The 17,923-nt window shown below is 71.1% G+C and carries 14 protein-coding genes; 7 read left to right on the top strand and 7 right to left on the bottom strand.

The window, feature by feature from the left end; translation table 11 throughout:
* Window positions 1-225: 225 nt before the first annotated feature.
* Window positions 226-645, bottom strand: coding sequence for a peptide-methionine (R)-S-oxide reductase MsrB (msrB, locus tag NRP21_RS09775; protein WP_257716006.1), 420 nt, complete (start codon window positions 643-645; stop codon window positions 226-228).
* Window positions 642-1,214 (bottom strand): peptide-methionine (S)-S-oxide reductase MsrA, encoded by a 573-nt coding sequence (gene msrA / locus NRP21_RS09770; RefSeq protein ID WP_257716005.1) that lies wholly within the window; start codon window positions 1,212-1,214, stop codon window positions 642-644. The genes msrB and msrA overlap by 4 nt, the downstream gene beginning before the upstream one ends.
* Window positions 1,215-1,311: 97 nt before the next feature.
* Between msrA and NRP21_RS09765 the strand changes: the two genes are divergently transcribed.
* Both NRP21_RS09765 and NRP21_RS09760 read left to right on the top strand, forming a co-directional pair.
* Window positions 1,312-2,412, top strand: coding sequence for a serine hydrolase domain-containing protein (locus tag NRP21_RS09765; protein ID WP_257716004.1), 1,101 nt, complete (start codon window positions 1,312-1,314; stop codon window positions 2,410-2,412).
* Window positions 2,413-2,417: 5 nt separating this feature from the next.
* The gene (locus NRP21_RS09760; protein WP_257716003.1) at window positions 2,418-3,431 is read left to right on the top strand and encodes a dipeptidase; all 1,014 of its coding nucleotides are present in this window, start codon (window positions 2,418-2,420) and stop codon (window positions 3,429-3,431) included.
* Window positions 3,432-3,452: 21 nt separating this feature from the next.
* Here the strand turns inward: NRP21_RS09760 and NRP21_RS09755 are convergent, their stop codons facing one another.
* On the bottom strand, window positions 3,453-6,041 hold the full coding sequence (locus tag NRP21_RS09755) for a hybrid sensor histidine kinase/response regulator (protein WP_257716002.1): 2,589 nt from the start codon (window positions 6,039-6,041) through the stop codon (window positions 3,453-3,455).
* Between the two features lie 3 nt (window positions 6,042-6,044).
* The gene (locus NRP21_RS09750; RefSeq protein WP_257716001.1) at window positions 6,045-7,169 is read right to left on the bottom strand and encodes a TRAP transporter substrate-binding protein; all 1,125 of its coding nucleotides are present in this window, start codon (window positions 7,167-7,169) and stop codon (window positions 6,045-6,047) included.
* Window positions 7,170-7,600: 431 nt separating this feature from the next.
* Here NRP21_RS09750 and NRP21_RS09745 point away from each other — a divergent pair, with 431 nt between their 5' ends.
* The gene (locus NRP21_RS09745; protein ID WP_257716000.1) at window positions 7,601-8,770 is read left to right on the top strand and encodes an acyltransferase family protein; all 1,170 of its coding nucleotides are present in this window, start codon (window positions 7,601-7,603) and stop codon (window positions 8,768-8,770) included.
* Window positions 8,771-9,034: 264 nt separating this feature from the next.
* On the opposite strand, the gene NRP21_RS09740 is transcribed toward NRP21_RS09745, so the two are convergent.
* The 3 genes from NRP21_RS09740 to NRP21_RS09730 form a co-directional block, all read right to left on the bottom strand.
* Window positions 9,035-10,381, bottom strand: coding sequence for an O-antigen ligase family protein (locus NRP21_RS09740; RefSeq protein ID WP_257715999.1), 1,347 nt, complete (start codon window positions 10,379-10,381; stop codon window positions 9,035-9,037).
* A gap of 183 nt (window positions 10,382-10,564) precedes the next feature.
* Window positions 10,565-11,299 carry a polysaccharide biosynthesis/export family protein gene (locus NRP21_RS09735; RefSeq protein WP_257715998.1) on the bottom strand — a complete coding sequence of 245 codons (735 nt, stop codon included), beginning with the start codon at window positions 11,297-11,299 and terminating at the stop codon, window positions 10,565-10,567.
* A 2-nt stretch (window positions 11,300-11,301) separates the two neighbouring features.
* Window positions 11,302-13,479, bottom strand: a complete 2,178-nt coding sequence (locus tag NRP21_RS09730) for a GumC family protein (RefSeq protein WP_257715997.1) — start codon at window positions 13,477-13,479, stop codon at window positions 11,302-11,304.
* A gap of 312 nt (window positions 13,480-13,791) precedes the next feature.
* Here NRP21_RS09730 and NRP21_RS09725 point away from each other — a divergent pair, with 312 nt between their 5' ends.
* The 4 genes from NRP21_RS09725 to NRP21_RS09710 are packed head-to-tail and all read left to right on the top strand — an operon-like array spanning window position 13,792 to window position 17,921.
* Window positions 13,792-14,649 (top strand): WecB/TagA/CpsF family glycosyltransferase, encoded by an 858-nt coding sequence (locus NRP21_RS09725; protein ID WP_257715996.1) that lies wholly within the window; start codon window positions 13,792-13,794, stop codon window positions 14,647-14,649.
* The gene (locus tag NRP21_RS09720; protein WP_257715995.1) at window positions 14,646-15,587 is read left to right on the top strand and encodes a glycosyltransferase family 2 protein; all 942 of its coding nucleotides are present in this window, start codon (window positions 14,646-14,648) and stop codon (window positions 15,585-15,587) included. The genes NRP21_RS09725 and NRP21_RS09720 overlap by 4 nt, the downstream gene beginning before the upstream one ends.
* Window positions 15,580-16,782, top strand: a complete 1,203-nt coding sequence (locus tag NRP21_RS09715) for an ATP-grasp domain-containing protein (protein ID WP_257715994.1) — start codon at window positions 15,580-15,582, stop codon at window positions 16,780-16,782. The genes NRP21_RS09720 and NRP21_RS09715 overlap by 8 nt, the downstream gene beginning before the upstream one ends.
* The gene (locus NRP21_RS09710; RefSeq protein ID WP_257715993.1) at window positions 16,779-17,921 is read left to right on the top strand and encodes an endo-1,4-beta-xylanase; all 1,143 of its coding nucleotides are present in this window, start codon (window positions 16,779-16,781) and stop codon (window positions 17,919-17,921) included. Before NRP21_RS09715 ends, NRP21_RS09710 begins: the two co-directional genes overlap by 4 nt.
* Window positions 17,922-17,923 lie beyond the last annotated feature (2 nt).

Below are 17,923 nucleotides of genomic sequence, written 5' to 3'. Positions count from 1 at the left end.
GTCGCGCCCGCGGAAGGTGGAACGATGAGGCGGGCGGGTTAACGGGTCCGACATCCCGGCGCCATCCCTTCCGCGCCATTCTCGCCACATGGCTGCCCACCCCAAATGCGCTGGATCAATGTCGGGCCGGGAATCGGCGGCGGTCCGGCTGGCGGGCCCTGTAGCACGGACCCGCCCCGCGTGGATGTCATCTAACCACGGCGACAGCGTGGTGGAAGGCCGGCGTCACTCCAGCGCGATGCCATCCTCGTCCGTCGGATGGAAGTCCAGCGCCACGCCATTCATGCAGTAGCGCAGCCCGGTCGGTCGCGGCCCATCGGGGAAGACGTGGCCGAGATGCCCGCCGCAGGCGGCGCAGCGCACCTCCGTCCGGACCATGCCGTGGGAGCGGTCCGAAATGGTGGACACGGCCCCCTCGATCGGCCGCCAGAAGGACGGCCAGCCCGAGCCGCTCTCGTACTTCGTATCGCTGGTGAACAGCGGGGACTGGCAGCCGGCGCAGTGATACACGCCGTCCCGCTTCTCCACGTTCAGCGGGCTGGTGCCCGGCCGCTCCGTCCCGTGGCAGCGCAGCACGCGGAAGGCCTCCGGGGAGAGGTCCTCCTTCCACTGCTCCTCGCTGCGCTGGATGATCTCCTCGCTCATGCCGCGCGCTCCTTCAGGCGATGGGCGAAGCCCTTGCGGAACTTGGCCACCTTCGGCGCCACCACGGCGCGGCAGTAGCCGGACCAGGGGTTGCGGGCGAAGTAGTCCTGATGCTCCGGCTCCGCGGGGTAGAAGACCGGGGCGGGCAGCAGGTCCGTCACGATGCGGCCGCTGTACAGCCCCTCGCGCTCCACCTCGGCCATCACCTCCTTCGCCGCAGCCTCCTGCTCCGTGCTCTCGAAGAAGATCACGCTGCGGTACTGCGGGCCCACATCCGCGCCCTGCCGGTCGCGCGTGGTCGGGTCGTGGATGGTGAAGAACACCCGGAGGATGTCGGAGTAGGAGATCACGGCCGGGTCGAAGGCCACTCGCACCACCTCGATGTGGCCGGTGGTCTTTGAGCAGACCTGCTCATAGGTCGGGTTCGGCATCTGGCCGCCGGCATAGCCGGAGACCACTTCGGAGACGCCGGCCAGGTTGCGGTACACGGCGTCCAGGCACCAGAAGCAACCGCCGCCGAGCAGGGCGACCTCAGTGCCGGGAGGAGATGGCTGGGGGGTCTGGGTCATGGCCGGAGATGTGGTGATTCCCCCGTGCAACACCAAGCCGCTGCGGCGGTTTCCACCCCCTTTGCCAGGGCGCCGCGAGGGTCCACCCTGCCCGGCGATGAGCTTCCCACCCCCCTTCCCCGCCCACTTCCCGCAAGCCGCGCCCGAGGCGCTGCGCTTCGACCCCGCCCGGCTGGCGGCGGCGGTCGCCTTCGCCGCGGCGCATGAAAGCCCCTTCCCCCGCGACCTGCTGGCCCATCTCGAGGCCGGGCACTTCGAGCCCGCCCCTGACAACGAGGTCCTCGGCCCCGTGGTGCCGCGCGGCGCCCCGAACGGGCTGGTGCTGCGCGACGGCGTGCTGGCCGCCCGCTGGGGCGACACCCGCCGCGCGGACATGACCTTCTCCGTCGCCAAGTCCTGCCTCTCCATCCTCGCCGGCATCGCGGTCCTGGATGGGCTGATTACCGACCTGGACGCCCCCGTCTCGGCCAGCGTGGACGACCCTGCCTTCGCCGGCCCGCGCAACGGCGCGATCACCTGGCGGATGCTGCTGCAGCAGACGAGCGAGTGGGAGGGCACCCTCTTCGGCAAGGCGGACCAGATCGACCGCGGCCGCGACCTGGCGAGCGAGGGGAAGAAGCCGAAGGGTTGGCCGCGCCCCCTCGCCGCGCCCGGCGAGCACTGGGAGTACAACGACGTCCGCGTGAACGTCCTCTCCCTCGCCCTGCTGCACCGCTTCGGCCGCGCGCTGCCGGAGGTTTGGAAGGAGCGGGTTGCGGACCCGATCGGATCCTCCCCGGACTGGCGGTGGGAGGGCTACCACAACGCCGCGGTGGAGATTGGCGGCCGGTCGGTTGTCTCGGTCCCCGGGGGCGGTCACTGGGGCGGCGGTATCGTGACGGATGCCGAGGACCAGGCCCGGCTCGGCCTTCTGATGCTGAACGACGGCACCTGGGAGGGCCGCCGCATCCTGCCGGAGGGCTGGGTTGCGGAGTCCGGCCAGCCCGTCGCGCTGCACCCGGATTACGGCCTGCTCTGGTGGCTGAACCGCAGCGGCCGCTTCCCCGATGCGGACCGGGGCAGTCTTTTCGCCGTGGGCGCCGGCGGCAACACGATCTGGATCGAGCCGTCGAGCCGGATCGTCGCCGTGTTCCGCTGGCTGGACCCGCAGGCCCTGCCAGGGATGATCTCGCAGATCGCCGCCGCCCGTACGAAGTAAGATCCATGCACGCCGAGATTCACGCCGAGACCCTCACCCTCGACACCCATGTGGACATTCCCTGGCCGGACCACGTCGATCCGCGCGGGGTGACCCAGCGCTGCGTGGACTATGCCCGGATGAAGGCCGGGGGGCTGAAGGCGGTGGTCTTCATCGCCTATACGCCGCAGGGCCCGCGCACGCCGCAGGACCATGCCGAAGCGGGCGCCCGGGCGGAGGCCATGTTGCGCGCCATCCGGGACACCTTCCACGGCGAGGGCCGCCGCCTGGCCACCCGCGTGGCGGAGCTGGAGGCCGCCCATGCCGCCCGCGCCACCGCCGCGCTGATGGCCGTGGAGAACGGGAACGCCATGGGGCACGACCTGTCCCGCCTCGCTCTCTGGCGGGGGCTGGGGGCGATCTACCTCACCCTGACCCATGATGGGCACAACGACCTGGCGGACGCCGCCCGGCCCCGCCACGGGAGGCCGGAGCCCGCGACCCTGCATGGCGGCCTCTCCGCCCTGGGGCGCCGTGCGATCGAGGAGATGAACCGGCTGGGTATGCTGGTGGACGTCTCACACGCCTCCCGCGATTCCATGATGCAGGCGGTGGAGGCCTCCCGCGCGCCGATCGTCGCCACCCACGCGTGCTGCGCCGCATTGCGGCCGCACCCCCGCAACCTGGACGACGCACAGCTGGACGCGCTGCGGGATTCCAACGGGCTGGTTCAGATCACCGCCGTTCCCGCCTTCCTGCGGGAGCCGGGGCCGGATGGCCGCTACGCCGCGACGGTGGAGGACATCGCGGACCACGTGGACCACGCCGTTCGCCGCATCGGCCTCGCCCATGTCGGTCTTTCCTCCGATTTCGACGGCGGCGGTGGCGTGACGGGCTGGATGCACGCGGGCGAGACCGGCGGGCTGACGGAAGCGCTGCACCGCCGTGGCTACGACCGGGAGGCGATCGGGCTCCTCTGGGCCGGCAACTTCCTCCGCGTCTGGCGCCGGGCCGAGGAAGTGGCGTCCGAGGGCTTTTGAGCCGCCCTTCCCGGCCGCTGCCTAAGCGGAGGCCGGGGTGGACGGAAGGCGGCCCGCGCAGGACCGCTCCAGCTCTGCCAGCAGCGCCTCCCGCGTGACGGGCTTCGCCAGGTAGCCCGTCATCCCGGCCTCCCGGCAGGCGGCGTTGTCGCGGTCGAAGACGCCAGCCGTGAGCGCGACGACCGGCACGGAACGCGCGGCCTCCTCCGGCAGGGCGCGCAGGCGGCGGGTCGCCTCCAGGCCGTCCATCCCGGGCATGGCCAGATCCATCAGCACGATGTCGAAAGGCCGGTCCTCCCGGGCGGCGGCGGCCACAACCTCCACGGCCTCCGCGCCGCCCGAGGCCATCTCCGCCTCGTGGCCGGCGCGCTCCAGCAAGGCGCGGGCGACCAGCCGGTTGGTCGGAACGTCGTCCACCACCAGCACCCGAAGCCGGGTCGCCCCGCTGGCCACGGAGGTCGATGCGGCGGGACTGGGCGCCGCCGGCAGCTCCGCCCGCTCGAGCGGGAGCTCGACCCAGAACCGCGCGCCCGTCTTGCCCTCGGCCGTCGCCTCCGGGTTGTCATCCACCCCGATACGCCCGCCCATCGCCTCCACGATGCCGGTGGAGATGGCGAGGCCCAGGCCGAAGCCGTCCGCTACGGGGATGTCAGGGCCGGTGCGCTCCAGCCGCACGAAGTCGCGGAAGATGTTGCCGCGCTGGTCCGGGGGGATGCCCGGGCCTGTGTCCAGTACCTCCAGCCGCAGCTTTTCGCCCGCTCCCTCGCCCTTCGTGAAGGAGAGCAGGGTCACCCGCCCGCCGGGAGGGGTGAACTTCACGGCATTGGAGAGAAGATTGAGCACGAGCTGCCGCACTCGCATGGAATCCAGCATCATGCCTGGGGGCAGCGCCGGGTCGTGCCGTGCCGAGACGGTGATGTCCCGCGCGGCGGCCGCCGGGCGGATCAGGTCCACGCAGGTGTCGAACAGCGGCGTCGGCGCCGCCGGCGCGCGCCGCAGCGGCATGCGCCCGGCCTCCACATGCGCCAGGTCCAGCACGTCGTTCGCCACGCCCAGTAGGTGCCGCCCCGCAGCCTCCAGCATCGCCGCCCTGCCCCGCTGCTCCGGCGTGAGGTTCGGGTCGCTCGCCAGGACCTGAGCCATGCCGAGCACGCCGTTCAGCGGGGTCCTCAGCTCGTGGCTCATCCGCGCCAGGAAGCGGCCCTTGGCGGCACCGGCCGCTGCGGCCTGGTCCCGCGCCTCGGCGAGGTCGGCGGCGGCGCGCTTTTGCTGGGTGATGTCCGTGCGGATGCCGACGGAGCCACCGCCGGGCACGCGGCGTTCCGTCACCAGGATCCAGCGGCCGTCCGGCAGCAGGCGCTCCACGGGCGCCGTGTTCCAGGGATGGCGGTAATGCGACATCGCCTCGGCGACGAAAGTCTCCTTGTCGGGTCCGGCCTGGGGATACTGCCCGTGCTCCGCGCCGTACCGCATGATCTCCGTCAGCGTCGCGCCCGGGCGGATGGCGGGCGCGCTCTCGCGGTAGAACTCCCGGTAGCGATCGTTGCAGACGATCAGCCGGTCCTCCTCGTCCCACATGACGAAGCCGTCCGACATTGCCGCGATGGAGGATTCCAGCAGCTGGCGCCCCCGCGCGCGCTCCGCCTCGGCCGTGTCACGCTGCCGCAGCATCGCCCAGAGCAGGGCGGCGATGGCCACCGTCAGTCCGGCGAGCCCGCCCGCCGCGTAGAGGATCCGGTTCTCGTTGTCCTCCCAGTCGCGCAGCGCCGGGCCACTGTCCTGCACCGTCACCACGTGGATGCCGGAGTAGAGCGTGCGCCGCAGCGCCGTGAAGCGCCCGGGATCCACCCCCTCGGACAGCGGGCGCGCGACCGGGCGGCCGATCCGCGCCTCGTCATGCGGGGCGCTCGCCAGCAGAACGCGGTCCTCGCTGCGGATCAGCAGGATCCGCAGCCCGTCCGTCTCGCCGCGGGCGCCATAGCCGGTCAGCCCGGCGGCCACCACGGGCACGGGCACCTCGGCCACGGCGAGAAGCGGCGGGAGTCCCGACAGCCTCACTGGCCGCGCCAGGAACAGCGCCCATTCCCCGGTGGCCGGATTCGGCACCGGGCCCGCGACGGTGACGCCGCCGCGGGAACCCGCGGCGGCTTGGGGTGGTGCGAGCAGCGCCGAGTGCGGCAGCGGCGGAGGGCGCCGCCGCGAGCCGGGAACGGCGGCAGCCACCGGCGTCCCTCCCTCCACCGGCAGCAGGATGAGGTCGCGGAAGCCGAGGCTGCTGTCGCTCAGCCCCATCAGCACGCGCGAGAGGGCGGCCGAGCGGGCCGCCGGCGTCGTATCGGGCGCCATGCTCGTCAGCGCGGGGGCCAGGAGGTTCGGCAGCCCAGCCAGGGCGCTGTCCACCGCCAGGAAGCTGCGGTTGATGGAGGCCGCCGCATTCTCCGCCGAGGCGGCCGCCTCCTCCTGCGCGTTCCGCACCGCCGTGTCGCGCCCCTGCCGCACGATCATCTGCACCACCCCGGCATAGATCGCGAGGAGGGCAACCGTGCCGATTAGGATCGAGAGTCCGATGGAGCGGGACTGCATGGAGCGGAGCAGGCGGCGCGCGGGCATGGCTTATCTGGGCGCCGTCACCGCTACGCCGAGTGTCTCGCCGGCGCGTTCGTTCCAGCCCTCCGCGCAGCCTGGCCCGCAGTGATCGGCCCAGCGGGGAAGGATCACCTCGCGGACCAGCCGCCGGCGCAGCGCATCATCCTCCGCCGTCACCTGCACCAGCGTCATGCGCCCCTTCGCGCGCGGCTGAGCCGAGCCGGGCTGAACCAGCTGCTCCGGCGGGCATTCCGGCTGGCCGGTGTTGCAGGCCAGGCCCAGCCCGGTCTCGGCATCGGACGCGTCCCAGATCCGTTGCTCCAGCTCGCGCAGCTCACGCCGCAGCATGTCCCGAAGCGACATGGGCAGGCCTTCCCAGGCAGTGAGGTTTGCCCCGAAGAGCGAGACGCCCCAGGTGAGGGCCATGGCGTGCACGTGGCTCGTCACCTCATTCAACCCGATCTGCCATCCCGAGAGGGTACCGGTGATGGCGCATTCCACCACACCCGCACGGATGGAGGGAACGATATCCGCGAAGGGAATGACGACAGGCACCGCACCGAGCGACGACACCCATTCCGATTGCGCGGCAGAGGAGGTGCGGATGCGCCGCCCCCGCAGGTCCAGCAGGCTGTTGAAAGGCCGGGCGCAGAAGAAGACCTGGGCGGGGTAGACGTACACGGCCAGCAGCTCCGTGTCGTGCCGCTCTCGCAGCATCTGCTCCAGCCAGGGGCGGTTCGAGGCGATGACGCGGCGCAGGGTCGCCATGTCCGGGGAAACGCCGGGTGTATCCAGGGCCGAAAGTTCGGGCTCCTCCGCCGCGGCGAGGTTGAGGAGCGCGGTGCCGAAGGGCGTGACGCCGAGGCGGAGGAGCCGCAGCGATTCCTGCCCGCGAATCCCGCTGCGGTCGAAGGGAGAGATGTCGGCCGTCACCCGCCCGTTGGTGATCTCGGGCAGGCGCTGGGTCCAGAAGGGTTCCTCAAGGCGGGTATACTGGCTGACGCCGGCCAGGCCGCCCACCACCTGCAGCCGGATCGGGGCGTCGCTCTCCGGTGCCGCTAAGGCAGTCGCGGCGTGAATCAAGGCGGTGGCGGCAATCAGGCGGGAACCGCCCCGGAGGATGCGGCGGAAAAGGTCCTGGCAGGCTCCCATGGGTCTCTCCGGCGCTGCGCGGACCAGCCTCGGCGATTTCGGCCCGCTTTCCTAGTATCTCACGATATCCTAGCAGCTTGCCATTTAGGCAACCATAACGCGAGATTTCCTCGGCCGTTTCGCGCATCCGGTGCGCATCCCGGGCCCTAGGGCCGGCTCCCAGACGGGGTTCAGCGGGGTGACGGGATCACGTCGATATCGCACGCCCTGCTGTTTTGGTCCGACTGCATCCCGAAGGGGGTCAGCCGAGGCAGGGTCGTGCGGAGGGGGACGGCTGGCCATTGACGCCGGCGGACTGCGCCCCGGGGCGGGAAACTCGGCGAACGAGGCCGCGATCCTCACCCCGGTTGCACCTGTCCCAAAATTCTCGCAGGTTGCCCCTGAGGTCCATACGGGCAAATTTTCAGACGCCTCGGGCCAGAAGGAAGTCGATGACCACTCCGCAGCCGCTGGGCAGTTCCTACGCCTATATCCCGGAGTTGGATGGCCTGCGCGCAGTATCGATCCTGCTCGTCGTGGTGAGCCATGCAGGGCTGGGCGGGATTGTCCCGGGCGGTTTCGGCGTCACGCTCTTCTTCGGCATCAGCGGATTCATCATCACCCGACTCCTGCTGGCTGAATGGGCCGCGACTGGGCGTATCGACTTCGGCGCCTTCTACTTGCGCCGCGCGGTGCGGCTCTATCCCGCCCTGCTGGCCTTCATCGCGCTGTCCTGCCTCGCCCTGTTGTGGTTCCGCGTGCCGCTACACCCGGGAGAGCTGGTATCGGCGCTGTTCTACGGGGCCAACTACTACAGGGTGTGGATCGGGTTCTCCACGGTTGTGCCCAGCATTCCCTCCCCTTTCGGGGTGCTCTGGTCCCTCGCGATCGAGGAGCACTTCTACCTCCTGTTCCCCTTGTTCCTGGTGCTGGCGCTGCGTCGCGGCGGGTTCGTGCTCTGGGTGGGGCTGCTCATCCTCGCGAGCCTGGCCTGGCGCCTCGTGATGCGGACGGGCTGCATGCCCGGCGGATCCTTCGAGGGCTCCCTCGCACTTTGCGGCATCAGCGTGACGGAGCGGATCTACGCCTCGACCGACACGCGGCTGGACGCCCTGCTCGTTGGCTGCCTCCTCGCATGGCTCGCGGGCCGTGCGCGCGCGCCCTGGGTGACCGCCGTCCTCCGCCACCCCGGCAGCGCCGTCCTCGCGGTGCTCATGGTGCTTGGCAGCCTTCTCTACCGGGACCCCTTCTTCCGCGACACCTGGCGCTACTCCGTGCAGAGCGTCGCCATCCTGTTCGGCCTCGGCGCGCTGCTGTTCAGCCCCGCCCTGGGCTGGGCGCGCGCCCTTCTCAGCCGGCCGCCGATGCTGCTGATCGGGCGAATGAGCTACGTGCTGTACCTGACGCACTGGTTGGCGCTCGTCCTGGCTTGCGAATACACCGGCGTGACTGTTCCCGAGGAGCTCGCGCCTGCGGCCTGGTATCTCGTCTACCTGCCGGTCACGGCCGTCCTCACGGCGGCTCTGTACTGGGGCATCGAGAAGCCGGCCGCGCGGCTGAGGCGCCGCCTGCGCCATGAAGGAGCACCGGACCGGAGCCGCGCCGTTCCCGCAGTGCCGTGAGGCAGGACTGACGGCAGGCATTCCTTTCCGGGTGGCTGCCTGGGGCCTGCCTGTCGCCCCCGCTCATCTCTGCCGTACCCCCCTGGCGCCGCCGGCCCGAGGCCTGACGAACGAGGGCGCGCGATGCCTGGCCACCAGCTTGCTCATCGGCAAAATGGTCGCCGGCCCGATCGGACTGGAAACGGCACGGCACCTCCGGCCGTAGCGCCTACCCTTGCTCCTCGGCGAGCTTTCCTGCGGCATCTTCGGCCGCCGGCCGCGCCTTTACCTCAGGCCCGGACCGTTCAGGCCGGGAACACCGCTGTCCCGGCCGGCGCGCGAAACGCCGGCGAGGACCAGCACGGCGAACACCCAGTACGCCGTCATGAGGTCGGCGCCGAGCAGCACGGACTCGCTCCTGTTCAGGATCGCCATGGTGCCGATGAGGAGCAGCGCCCAGGCAGCAATCCGGTGCTTCCCCAGCCAAGCCGCCCGCATCGCGAGCAGCACGGTCACGCCCCCCAGGCACCAGACCAGCAACGTGCCCAGGAGACCGAGCTGCAGCCTTACCTCCAGGTACCCGCTATGGGCGCTGAGCACGTCCCAGGCCACGTAGTCCCAGACCCGCAGCAGGTTGCTGGAGCCCTCTAGCCAAAAGGCCGCATAGCCGTAGCCGGTCAGGGGCCGCAGTGCGATGGCTTGGTTGACCGCCTCCCACACCGCCGTGCGGCCGGTGAATGAGGCATCCTTACCGATGAGGTCGAGCAAGGCCTCGGTCGGCACAGCGAAGAGGATGAGGGCCGCGGTAACCGTCCCGACGAGAAGCATGATCGCTGTCGCGATCCGAACCGCGCCCCCGGTGCCCAGGGCGATCACCACCACCGTCACACCACTCACCATCAGCGTGAGTAGAAGCGAGGTTGTGGAGCGAGACAGGACGAGAACCACGAGGAGGAAGAGAATGGCGGCTCCGTCGGCGAGCCGCAGGCGGCCGCGCGCGAGCACTCCGTAGGAGAGCGCCAGCGCCCCGGCCAGGAGTGCCTGACCGAAGGCGTTCTTCTGGCTGTAGAGTCCGCGGACGGCATTGGCGTACTCGCCGACGTCGAACCCGATGGCGGGCCGCAGCGCAGCCTCCAGCAGCGACAGCACGGCGGCGGCGACCATCGCTCGCAGGGCGATCCGCATCCAGCGCTCCGGCCCGAGCGTTACCTGCGAGCAGAGCGCGAAGAGAAGCAGCGCGGTCATCGTGACCGTGCGGCGCACCGTGTTCTCCGGCGAGTAGGACCAGGACGCCGATGCCAGCATGACGGCCAGCATGAGGACGAAAGGCAGCATCGGCAGGATCGTCGGGACGAAGCGGCGGGCATGCCGGAGGAGGACGATCGTGCCGCCCAGCAGGAGGACCAGCGTGATCAGCGTGTTGAGCGGATCGGAGCCGCCCATCAATGTCTCGTCCGAGCTGCTCAGCCGAATTCTGGCGCCGGAGTAGAAGGCGATGATCGCCCCGACGAACGTCGCGTAGAGCCATGTGCCGACCCCGGCGAAGCGCGAAGGGGCCGGTGCCGCCGTCTTTCGGGTTCGAACCGTTGCTGGGGTCCCGGCGGCCCGCCGCGCGACGATCGGCACGGCCATCGGGGCGCCCTGGAGGGCACGGATTGGACGAGGGACGGCTCCCATCGCGCTGCTAGGCGATGTTCCGGCCGGCCGGCGATGTCATCTCAGGTGCCCCGAGCGCGGCAGGTGGAAGCCGGCCACGCAACCCGGATGCAGTGCCGCTCCTCAGGGCCGGATAGCCGGGGACGTCCGCCCGCCCCATCAGAAGGGTACCGCCGAGCTGCGGTTCACCGCATAGGAGAAGGTGCGCTGGAAGGGAATCAGGCGGTTGATGTACTGATCCACCCACTGGTTGATCTCGCCGATCCGACTGCGCGGCACGTAGACGATATCGCCGGGAAAGAGCGGGATGTCGTTGCCCGGCTGGCCCGGCTCCGCGGAGGCGGTCTGGATGAAGCCGCGCACGTCCAGGGTCCGCAGCATGGGGCGGTTGTCGGGGCCCCGGCGGATCAGAACCACCTCGTTCATGCGCGCGTCCTGCTCGAAGCCGCCGGCCTGGATGATAACCTCCAAGCTCCCGCTGGGGCGGCGCAGGGGCACCGCTCCCGGCTGCTTCACCGCACCGCCGACGAGAACCGTCGCTCCTCCGGCATCCTCGAGAGCGGCCGTGACAATGGGATGGTTCAGGACCCGGCGGGAGGCGCGGGTGATGGCGGCCTCAAGCTCCTTCGCCGTCAGGCCCGCCGCGGCCAGGCTGCCGGTCGCGCGCGTGCTGATGGTGCCGTCGGGCGCGATGAGAGAGGTCTCGTTCATTTCGGGGGTCAGCAGGAACTGGACGCGCACCCGGTCCCCTGCGCCGAACCGGTACACCGGGGTGGTTTCGGTCCAGGGAGCGAAGCCCTGCGGCTCGTTCGGCACCGGCCGCAGCTCCTGCGTGGTGCAGGCGGCCAGGAGGCCGAGCAGGAGGTAGGCCGGGAAACGCATGGTCAGGCGCATGGTCACGCGATCCGGGCCAGGGCTCTCGGCAGGATCTTACGCCTCCCGGTGAAGACGAAGCCGAGCAGCGTGCCGCCCGAGCCGAGGATCCAGTCGCGCAGAGCCCGCGCCCGAGCCCCTTCCGTGCGCTCCCCGCGCACGACGATCACGTTCGCGTCCATCATCGCAGTCAGGCGGCGCATCGCATAGTTCCCGTCGAAATCGGGGCCGATCACGATGACCGCGTCGAAGGCGCGCCGCAGCCGTTCCAGCAGGTTCCGGGTTCCCTCGATCGTCACCTCCGGGTCTAGCAGACTGGAATTCTGGGCGTCGTAGGAAATCCACAGGTTCGGCACGACGGTGTTGAACACCAGAAGGTGCCCGGGGACCCGTTCCACCTCCATGGGCTGCGAGCCGAGGGCGGCGAGCTGCGCCCGCCCGTCGCTCTGGAGATCGATCAGCAGGATGTCGGTGTCGGTTCGGCGCGCGTACTCCAGGGCGATGCTGCGCCCCAGCTCCTCCCGCCCGTCCTCAACGCCCGTGGAGACGAGCTGGATCAGGCAGGGCCGCCGACTGGAGATGCGGACGTCCAGCATCATGGCGACGAAGTCCGCCACCTCCGGCACGCGCTTCATGTCGTCGGCCGAGGGCTTGAGCGAGGCGAAGCTGGCCAGGGATGGCAGGCCGAGCCCGCCCTCCGCCTCCTCGGTCGTGGCGAAGCTGCGGCGCGTCAGGGCGAGGAGAAGGAGCGTGATCCCGGCCAGCGCCATGCCCGCAATCACGCCGCCCGCCGCGATCAGGCGCCGTCCGCTCGTGCCCCGCAGCGGCGCCGTGGGGGACTGGACGATGTTGATGCTCGGGCTGCGCTGACGGCGGCTGTCCTCCTCGATCCGGGTCCCCGCCTCCCGCGTGATGAGCTGGCGGACCACGACCTCCAACCCGTCCCGCTGGCGGCCGAGATCGCGGAGCTGCGCATCGGCCTGCACCAGTTCCGCCCCGCGCACCTCGGCGGCCTGGCGCTGGCGGCCGACCTCCACGAGCTGCTGCTGGATGGCGTCCTTCTCCACCTGCAGCGTCGCGACGCGGCTGGCGAGCTGGTCCACGACGGGGTTGCGGGTTTCACGCGTTGTCTGGAAGGTGTTGCGGGCGGCGTCGCGCATGGCGGCCCGGGCGGCCGCGATGCGCTGGTCCAGGTCCGCGAGGCCAGGCCAGCCCGGCGCGTACTGCGCCGCCATTCGCTCCCGCTCCTGCAGCAGGCGAGTCAGCGAGTTCCGGGCCTCGTCGCCGCTGACCACGTTCGTCGCCTCGGAGGAGGCGTAGACGCGAGTCGGCTGGGCAGCGAGCCGGGCCTCGGCGGAGCGGAGCTGCGCGTCGGTCAGCGTCGCCTGCTCCCGCAGCTGGTCCTCCCGCCTGACGATCCCGTCCAGACGAGTGGAGGTGAGCTGCAGCTCGGAGGCGATCTCGACGATGCCGTACCGGGCCTTCACGTTGCCGATCGCGCTCTCCAGCTCCCTGAGCCTGACCCGGTAGTTCTCCGCCTCCGCGGAGAGGAGGCGCGAATTGCCCTCCGCGAAGAGGTCGGCCCGGCGCTCGAGATAGGCGTCCAGAATGGCCCGGAGCGTGGCGAGGGCGACGTCCCGGTCCGGAAGCGTCAACCAGACGCGCAGGACGTTGCTCGTGGTGTCGGCGTCCGACCGGAGAGCGCGGCGCAGGTTCTCCACCGCCGTGACGGTCTGGTACTCCTCCCGCTCCTCGGCCGTGTCGCCCTTTGGATCGCGCATGTCCGGGAAGAGGCGGGCAATCCCGACACGGGTCACGGCGCGCCGCAGCACCTCCTCGCTCCGCAGGATCTCGATCTCTGCGCGGACAGCCTTGAGGATCTCGACCGAGATGACGTTCGGGCCGAAGCCGCTCAGATCCGTCGCGCCCGCGTTCTCCCGGCTGACGAGGACCATGAGGACGGTCTCCGCCGTGTAGCGCGTGGGCACCATGAGGGCGATCGCCAGCGCCAGCACAATGGGCGCCACGAAGGCCAGCACGATCAGCTTCCAGCGCAGCGCGAAGGTGACGACGAGGTTGGAGAGGGTGAGGAAGGCGGCGGGGCCGCGTGCCGGGCCCGCGAAGGTCGTGACAGCGTCCTCGGCCATCTCGTCCCGCACGGACGGAGCTGGCCGGGGGGACAGGACAAGAGCGTCGCTCACGGTCCGAAGGATGTCCCACAGGGCTGGCGGGTATCAGGGCCCATCGTCCGGCCCGCATCCTTTGCTGTCCCGACCACGCCCTTACCCGTCATCTGGCCACGGCTCGCACACAACCATGACTGGCGCACAAGGAGAAGCGCCCGCAGGGCGGATCCAAACACCCGAGCTACGCCCCCGCGAGTTACGGTCTGAGTTACGGCAGCCCGTGTGCACCATAATAATAATGTGATATCGTCCCAGAACAAGAGAAAACTGCCGCCGCTTCCCGGGCCGGCAGTGCGCGACCCGCCGGTTCACGGAGGATCACCAGACATGGCGACGGAAGGGGCGGAGCGCCGAGCCTCGCCACGGGGTGGCGCGATTGCTGCGCAACGGCTGCTTCACACCCGCCTGGATATGGTCGACCTCGGGCAGGCCCTGTCCATCGTCGCGGAGCGCCCCGCCGTCCTCCCCTTCGCCTATGTCGTCACGCCCAACGCGGACCACCTCCTTCGCCTGGAAAGCCCTGGGGGCGAAGCGTTGCGGGCTGTGTACGAGAACGCCTGGTTGTCCCTCCTCGACAGCCGGGTCCTCCGCCTGCTGGCGGCGCGCCGTGGGTATCGGCTCACCGTCGTGCCCGGATCGGACCTGGCCCAGGCGCTGTTCCGGACGGTCATCCGGCCGGACACGCCAGTAACGCTGATCGGCGGCGGCGCGGCGGTCGCCGGCCGTCTCCGCGCCAGCTTCGGGCTGCGGGCCCTGGCGCACCACGAGCCACCGATGGGATTCATCGACGATCCCGCGGCGGTCGAGGCCTGCGTGCGCTTCGTGCTGGAGCATCCCGCGCGCTTCGTCCTGCTCTGCGTTGGCTCGCCGCGGCAGGAGCTGCTGGCGGCCCGGATCGCCGCCACGGGCCGGGCGACGGGCCTCGGTCTCTGCCTCGGTGCGGCGGTCGAGTTCGTGGCCGGGGTGAAGCGCCGCGCCCCGCGATGGGTGCAGCGGGCCCATCTCGAATGGCTGCACCGGTTGGCGAGCGAGCCGCGCCGGCTCTGGCGCCGCTACCTGCTCGAGGCGCCGCGCCTGCTCAGCCTGATGCGCCGGCTGCCCCCTGCCCCGGTCGCGGCCGTGCCTGGTTCCCCTCTGTCCTGCGCGGCGGCCTGGCCCGGCCGCCAGGCCCGGAAGCCCCGATGAGAGCGCTCGTCGCGATCACCACCTACAACCGCCCGGCCATGCTGCTGGACGCCGTGCGGAGCGCGCGGGCGCAGGTCTTGCCGGATGGGATCGCCGCCCGGGTTCTCGTCGTGGACAACTCGCGCGACGCGAACGCCCGGGATGCTGTCCTGGTGGAAGCGGCGCGTACCGGCCTACCCCTGCACTACCTGTCCATTCCCGAACCGAACATCTCGCTTGCCCGGAACGCGGCCCTCGCGGCCTGCGACGACGACTGGCTCGCCTTCATGGACGACGACCAGGTGGCCAGCACGACCTGGCTCGCCAACCTGATCGCGACAGGCGAGAGGACGGGCGCGGACGTCGTGTTCGGTGCCGTACTCCCGATCTTCCCGGCCGGGCCGCCATCATGGGACCCGACGGGCCGGAGCCTGACCCGCGACATCGCCCTGCCGGACGGAAGCCCGATCGGGCTCGACCACGACGCCCGGTTGAGCGGCCTGTGGATCGGCACGAACGGCTGCCTGCTCCGCTCCGCCACCACCATCGCCCCTCATGCAGGGGCGGCGCCGGCCTTCAATCCCGCGCTCGGCCGCACCGGTGGGGAGGATTACGACTTCTTCGTCCGGCTGCACGCGGCAGGGCGCCGCTTCGTCTGGTGCGCGGACGCGCCGCTGCGGGAGGTCATCCCGGCGGAGAGGCTGACCACGGCCTATCGCCGCGCCCGGTCCTTCCGCGCGGGGCAGCTCTACGCACGCATCACGCTGGAGCACGCCCGAAGCCGCGTGATCGCGACGGCGGAGCTCGCGGCGCGCGCGGCGGTCCAACTGGTGCTCGTCAGTGGCCTCTGGGGTCTCGGCCGCCTGCGGGGCAGCCCGGACGCGGACCGGCGGAGCTTGAAGGTCGCCGAGGTGGCCGGCAAGCTCTTCTGGGGCGGCCGGCCGAGCGATCATGTCTGACATCATGTCCCCGCCTCGCCTCCTCATCGTTTCCACCCAGCCATGGCCCTTTCCGGCCCGCCTCTGCATGGCGCTGCGCCGCGCCGGCTTCCATGTGGAGGGCGCTTCCCCACCGCGCGCCTATCTCGGCCGGAGCGCCGCGCCCGAGACCTGGCACCGGCTGCGTCCCTGGCGGCTGCTCCCGGACCTCGCCGAGGCCGTGGGGGCCGCGCGGCCGGATCGCCTGATCCCCTGCGACGACGTCTCGGCGATGCTCGTCGTCGCGCTGCACGCGGATCCGGCGATGCGGGCTACCGTGGAGGCTTCGATGGGCGATCCGGGCGGCTACCGCGTCGCCCTCTCCAAGGGTGCCCAGATGGCGCTGGCGGCGGAAATGGGCCTGCCGATCCCGCCCACCCTGCACCTGCCCGACCGGGCCGCCATGGACGCCGCGATCGCCGCCGGGCCGATGCCGCGCGTGCTGAAGGTGGACGGCAACTGGGGTGGCGAGGGCGTGGCCGTGCTGCGCGATGCCGCGGCGGCCGGCCCTGCCTGGGACCGCCTGACCGCCCCCCCTTCGCTCTTTGCGGCCGCCAAGCGCTCGGTGCGCGAGCGAAGCGTGCGCGCCATCGTCGCACGCCGGGAGTGGCGCCCCTCGACGCCGCATCTGCAGGAGTTCTCTGCGGGGATACCGGCGAACCGCGCGGTGCTGTGCGAAGGAGGCCGGGTGCTGGCCGGCCTTTCCGTGACCGCACTGGAGACCGCGGGGGCGAGCGGCCCCGCCACAGTCGTGCGGGTGATCGACAATCCGGTGATGAACGCCACGGCGGAAGCCTTCGTGGCCCGGCTGGGCCTCTCCGGCTTTCACGGCTTCGACTTCATGGTGGCGCCGGATGGGGCGGCCCTCATGCTCGAAATGAACCCGCGCGTGACACCGATCTGCCATCTATCCCGGGGGGACGGGCATGGACTCGCGGCGGCGCTGCTGGCTGCGATGGGGGGCGATGCTCCGCCCGTTTCCCTGCCCGCCCCCGGCGACACGATCGCGCTGTTCCCGAACGAGTGGATGCGCGATCCGGCCAGCTCCCATCTCCGGGGGTGGCACGACGCGCCCTGGGACGACCCGCCCCTGCTCCACGCCAGCATCGCCGACATGGCCGCGACGGAGCGCATGGAGCGCGTCCGGGACCGGCTGCGGCGGCTGAGCAGCCGATGATTCCGTCCCTGCTCCGGCGCAGGCCGGCCGGCGGGCCCACCCCTGCCGGCATCGCCCGCCGCGCCGTGCTCGCCAGCCTGCCGCCGCTGCTCGCGCCGTTGTCCGGGATGGCGGCCGAGGACGGGCTGCTTTCCCTCGCCAAGGCTCGCGGCCTGAATTTCGGCTGCATGATCACGCGCCCCTACCTGGAGCAGACGCCGGAGCTTCTGCCCCCGCTGCGCGCCGATGCGGGCTTTCTGGCGCCGGGCTTCGAGCTGAAATGGAGTCGGCTGCAGCCTGCTTCGGGCGGCTTCGAGTTCCGCGACGCCGACTTCCTCTTCGACCTCTCGGCGCGGGAAGGGTTCGGGAAGGTTCGCGGCCACACCCTGGTGTGGCACGAGGCGCTGCCGCGCTGGTTCGACCCGAATGCCGGCGCCTCGGAGATGCGCCGGACGCTGGCGCTGCACATCCGCACCGTGGCCGGGCGCTATGCCGGGCGCGTCAGCAGCTGGGACGTGGTGAACGAGCCGATCTTCGAGTGGCATCGCCGCCCGGATGGCCTGCGGGCGTCGCCCTTCCTTCGGGCGCTCGGGCCGGACTACATCGCGATGGCGCTGGAAATGGCGGCGGAGGCAGACCCGGCCGCGCGGCTCGTGATCAACGAGTACGACCTCGAGCTCGATTCGCCGGACCAGGCGTTCCGCCGCCGCGCGATGCTGGAATTGCTCAACGGCCTGGTCCAGCGCCGCGCGCCGGTGCACGCGCTCGGCATCCAGGCCCATATCGCGCCGCGCTCCGCCCCCCTGAACCCGGAGTTGCTCCGGCGCTTCATCCGCGATGTCGCCTCGCTCGGCCTGAAGGTGGAGATCACGGAACTCGACATGGTGGACCGCCTTCTGCCGGCCGACCCCGCGCTGCGCGACGCGGAGAACGCGGCGATGAACCGGGATTTCCTCCGGGCCATCCTCCCGGAACGCGCGGTGGACACCGTGGTGCTCTGGGGGCTGTCGGACCTCCACAACTGGCAGGACCACAGCAGCAGCGCCCGGCGCAAGGATGGGCTGCCCGCCCGCACGAACGCCTATGATCGCGACATGCGCCGCAAGCCAGATTGGTACGCTATTCGCGATGCCTTGCGCGACGCGCCGCGCCCGGGCTGACC

Origin of the sequence: Roseomonas populi (genome assembly GCF_024594815.1) — a bacterium.
Taxonomy (GTDB): domain Bacteria; phylum Pseudomonadota; class Alphaproteobacteria; order Acetobacterales; family Acetobacteraceae; genus Roseomonas; species Roseomonas populi.
Note: the sequence above shows the minus strand (reverse complement) of the source record. Positions and strands in the feature narration are given on the sequence as shown.

Bases quoted from the DNA above. Each gene is read 5' to 3' on its own strand.
- msrB (WP_257716006.1), bottom strand. From the start codon at position 645: ATGAGCGAGGAGATCATCCAGCGCAGCGAGGAGCAGTGGAAGGAGGAC.
- msrA (WP_257716005.1), bottom strand. From the start codon at position 1,214: ATGACCCAGACCCCCCAGCCATCTCCTCCCGGCACTGAGGTCGCCCTG.
- NRP21_RS09765 (WP_257716004.1), top strand. From the start codon at position 1,312: ATGAGCTTCCCACCCCCCTTCCCCGCCCACTTCCCGCAAGCCGCGCCC.
- NRP21_RS09760 (WP_257716003.1), top strand. From the start codon at position 2,418: ATGCACGCCGAGATTCACGCCGAGACCCTCACCCTCGACACCCATGTG.
- NRP21_RS09755 (WP_257716002.1), bottom strand. From the start codon at position 6,041: ATGCCCGCGCGCCGCCTGCTCCGCTCCATGCAGTCCCGCTCCATCGGA.
- NRP21_RS09750 (WP_257716001.1), bottom strand. From the start codon at position 7,169: ATGGGAGCCTGCCAGGACCTTTTCCGCCGCATCCTCCGGGGCGGTTCC.
- NRP21_RS09745 (WP_257716000.1), top strand. From the start codon at position 7,601: ATGACCACTCCGCAGCCGCTGGGCAGTTCCTACGCCTATATCCCGGAG.
- NRP21_RS09740 (WP_257715999.1), bottom strand. From the start codon at position 10,381: ATGGCCGTGCCGATCGTCGCGCGGCGGGCCGCCGGGACCCCAGCAACG.
- NRP21_RS09735 (WP_257715998.1), bottom strand. From the start codon at position 11,299: ATGCGCCTGACCATGCGTTTCCCGGCCTACCTCCTGCTCGGCCTCCTG.
- NRP21_RS09725 (WP_257715996.1), top strand. From the start codon at position 13,792: ATGGCGACGGAAGGGGCGGAGCGCCGAGCCTCGCCACGGGGTGGCGCG.
- NRP21_RS09720 (WP_257715995.1), top strand. From the start codon at position 14,646: ATGAGAGCGCTCGTCGCGATCACCACCTACAACCGCCCGGCCATGCTG.
- NRP21_RS09715 (WP_257715994.1), top strand. From the start codon at position 15,580: ATGTCTGACATCATGTCCCCGCCTCGCCTCCTCATCGTTTCCACCCAG.
- NRP21_RS09710 (WP_257715993.1), top strand. From the start codon at position 16,779: ATGATTCCGTCCCTGCTCCGGCGCAGGCCGGCCGGCGGGCCCACCCCT.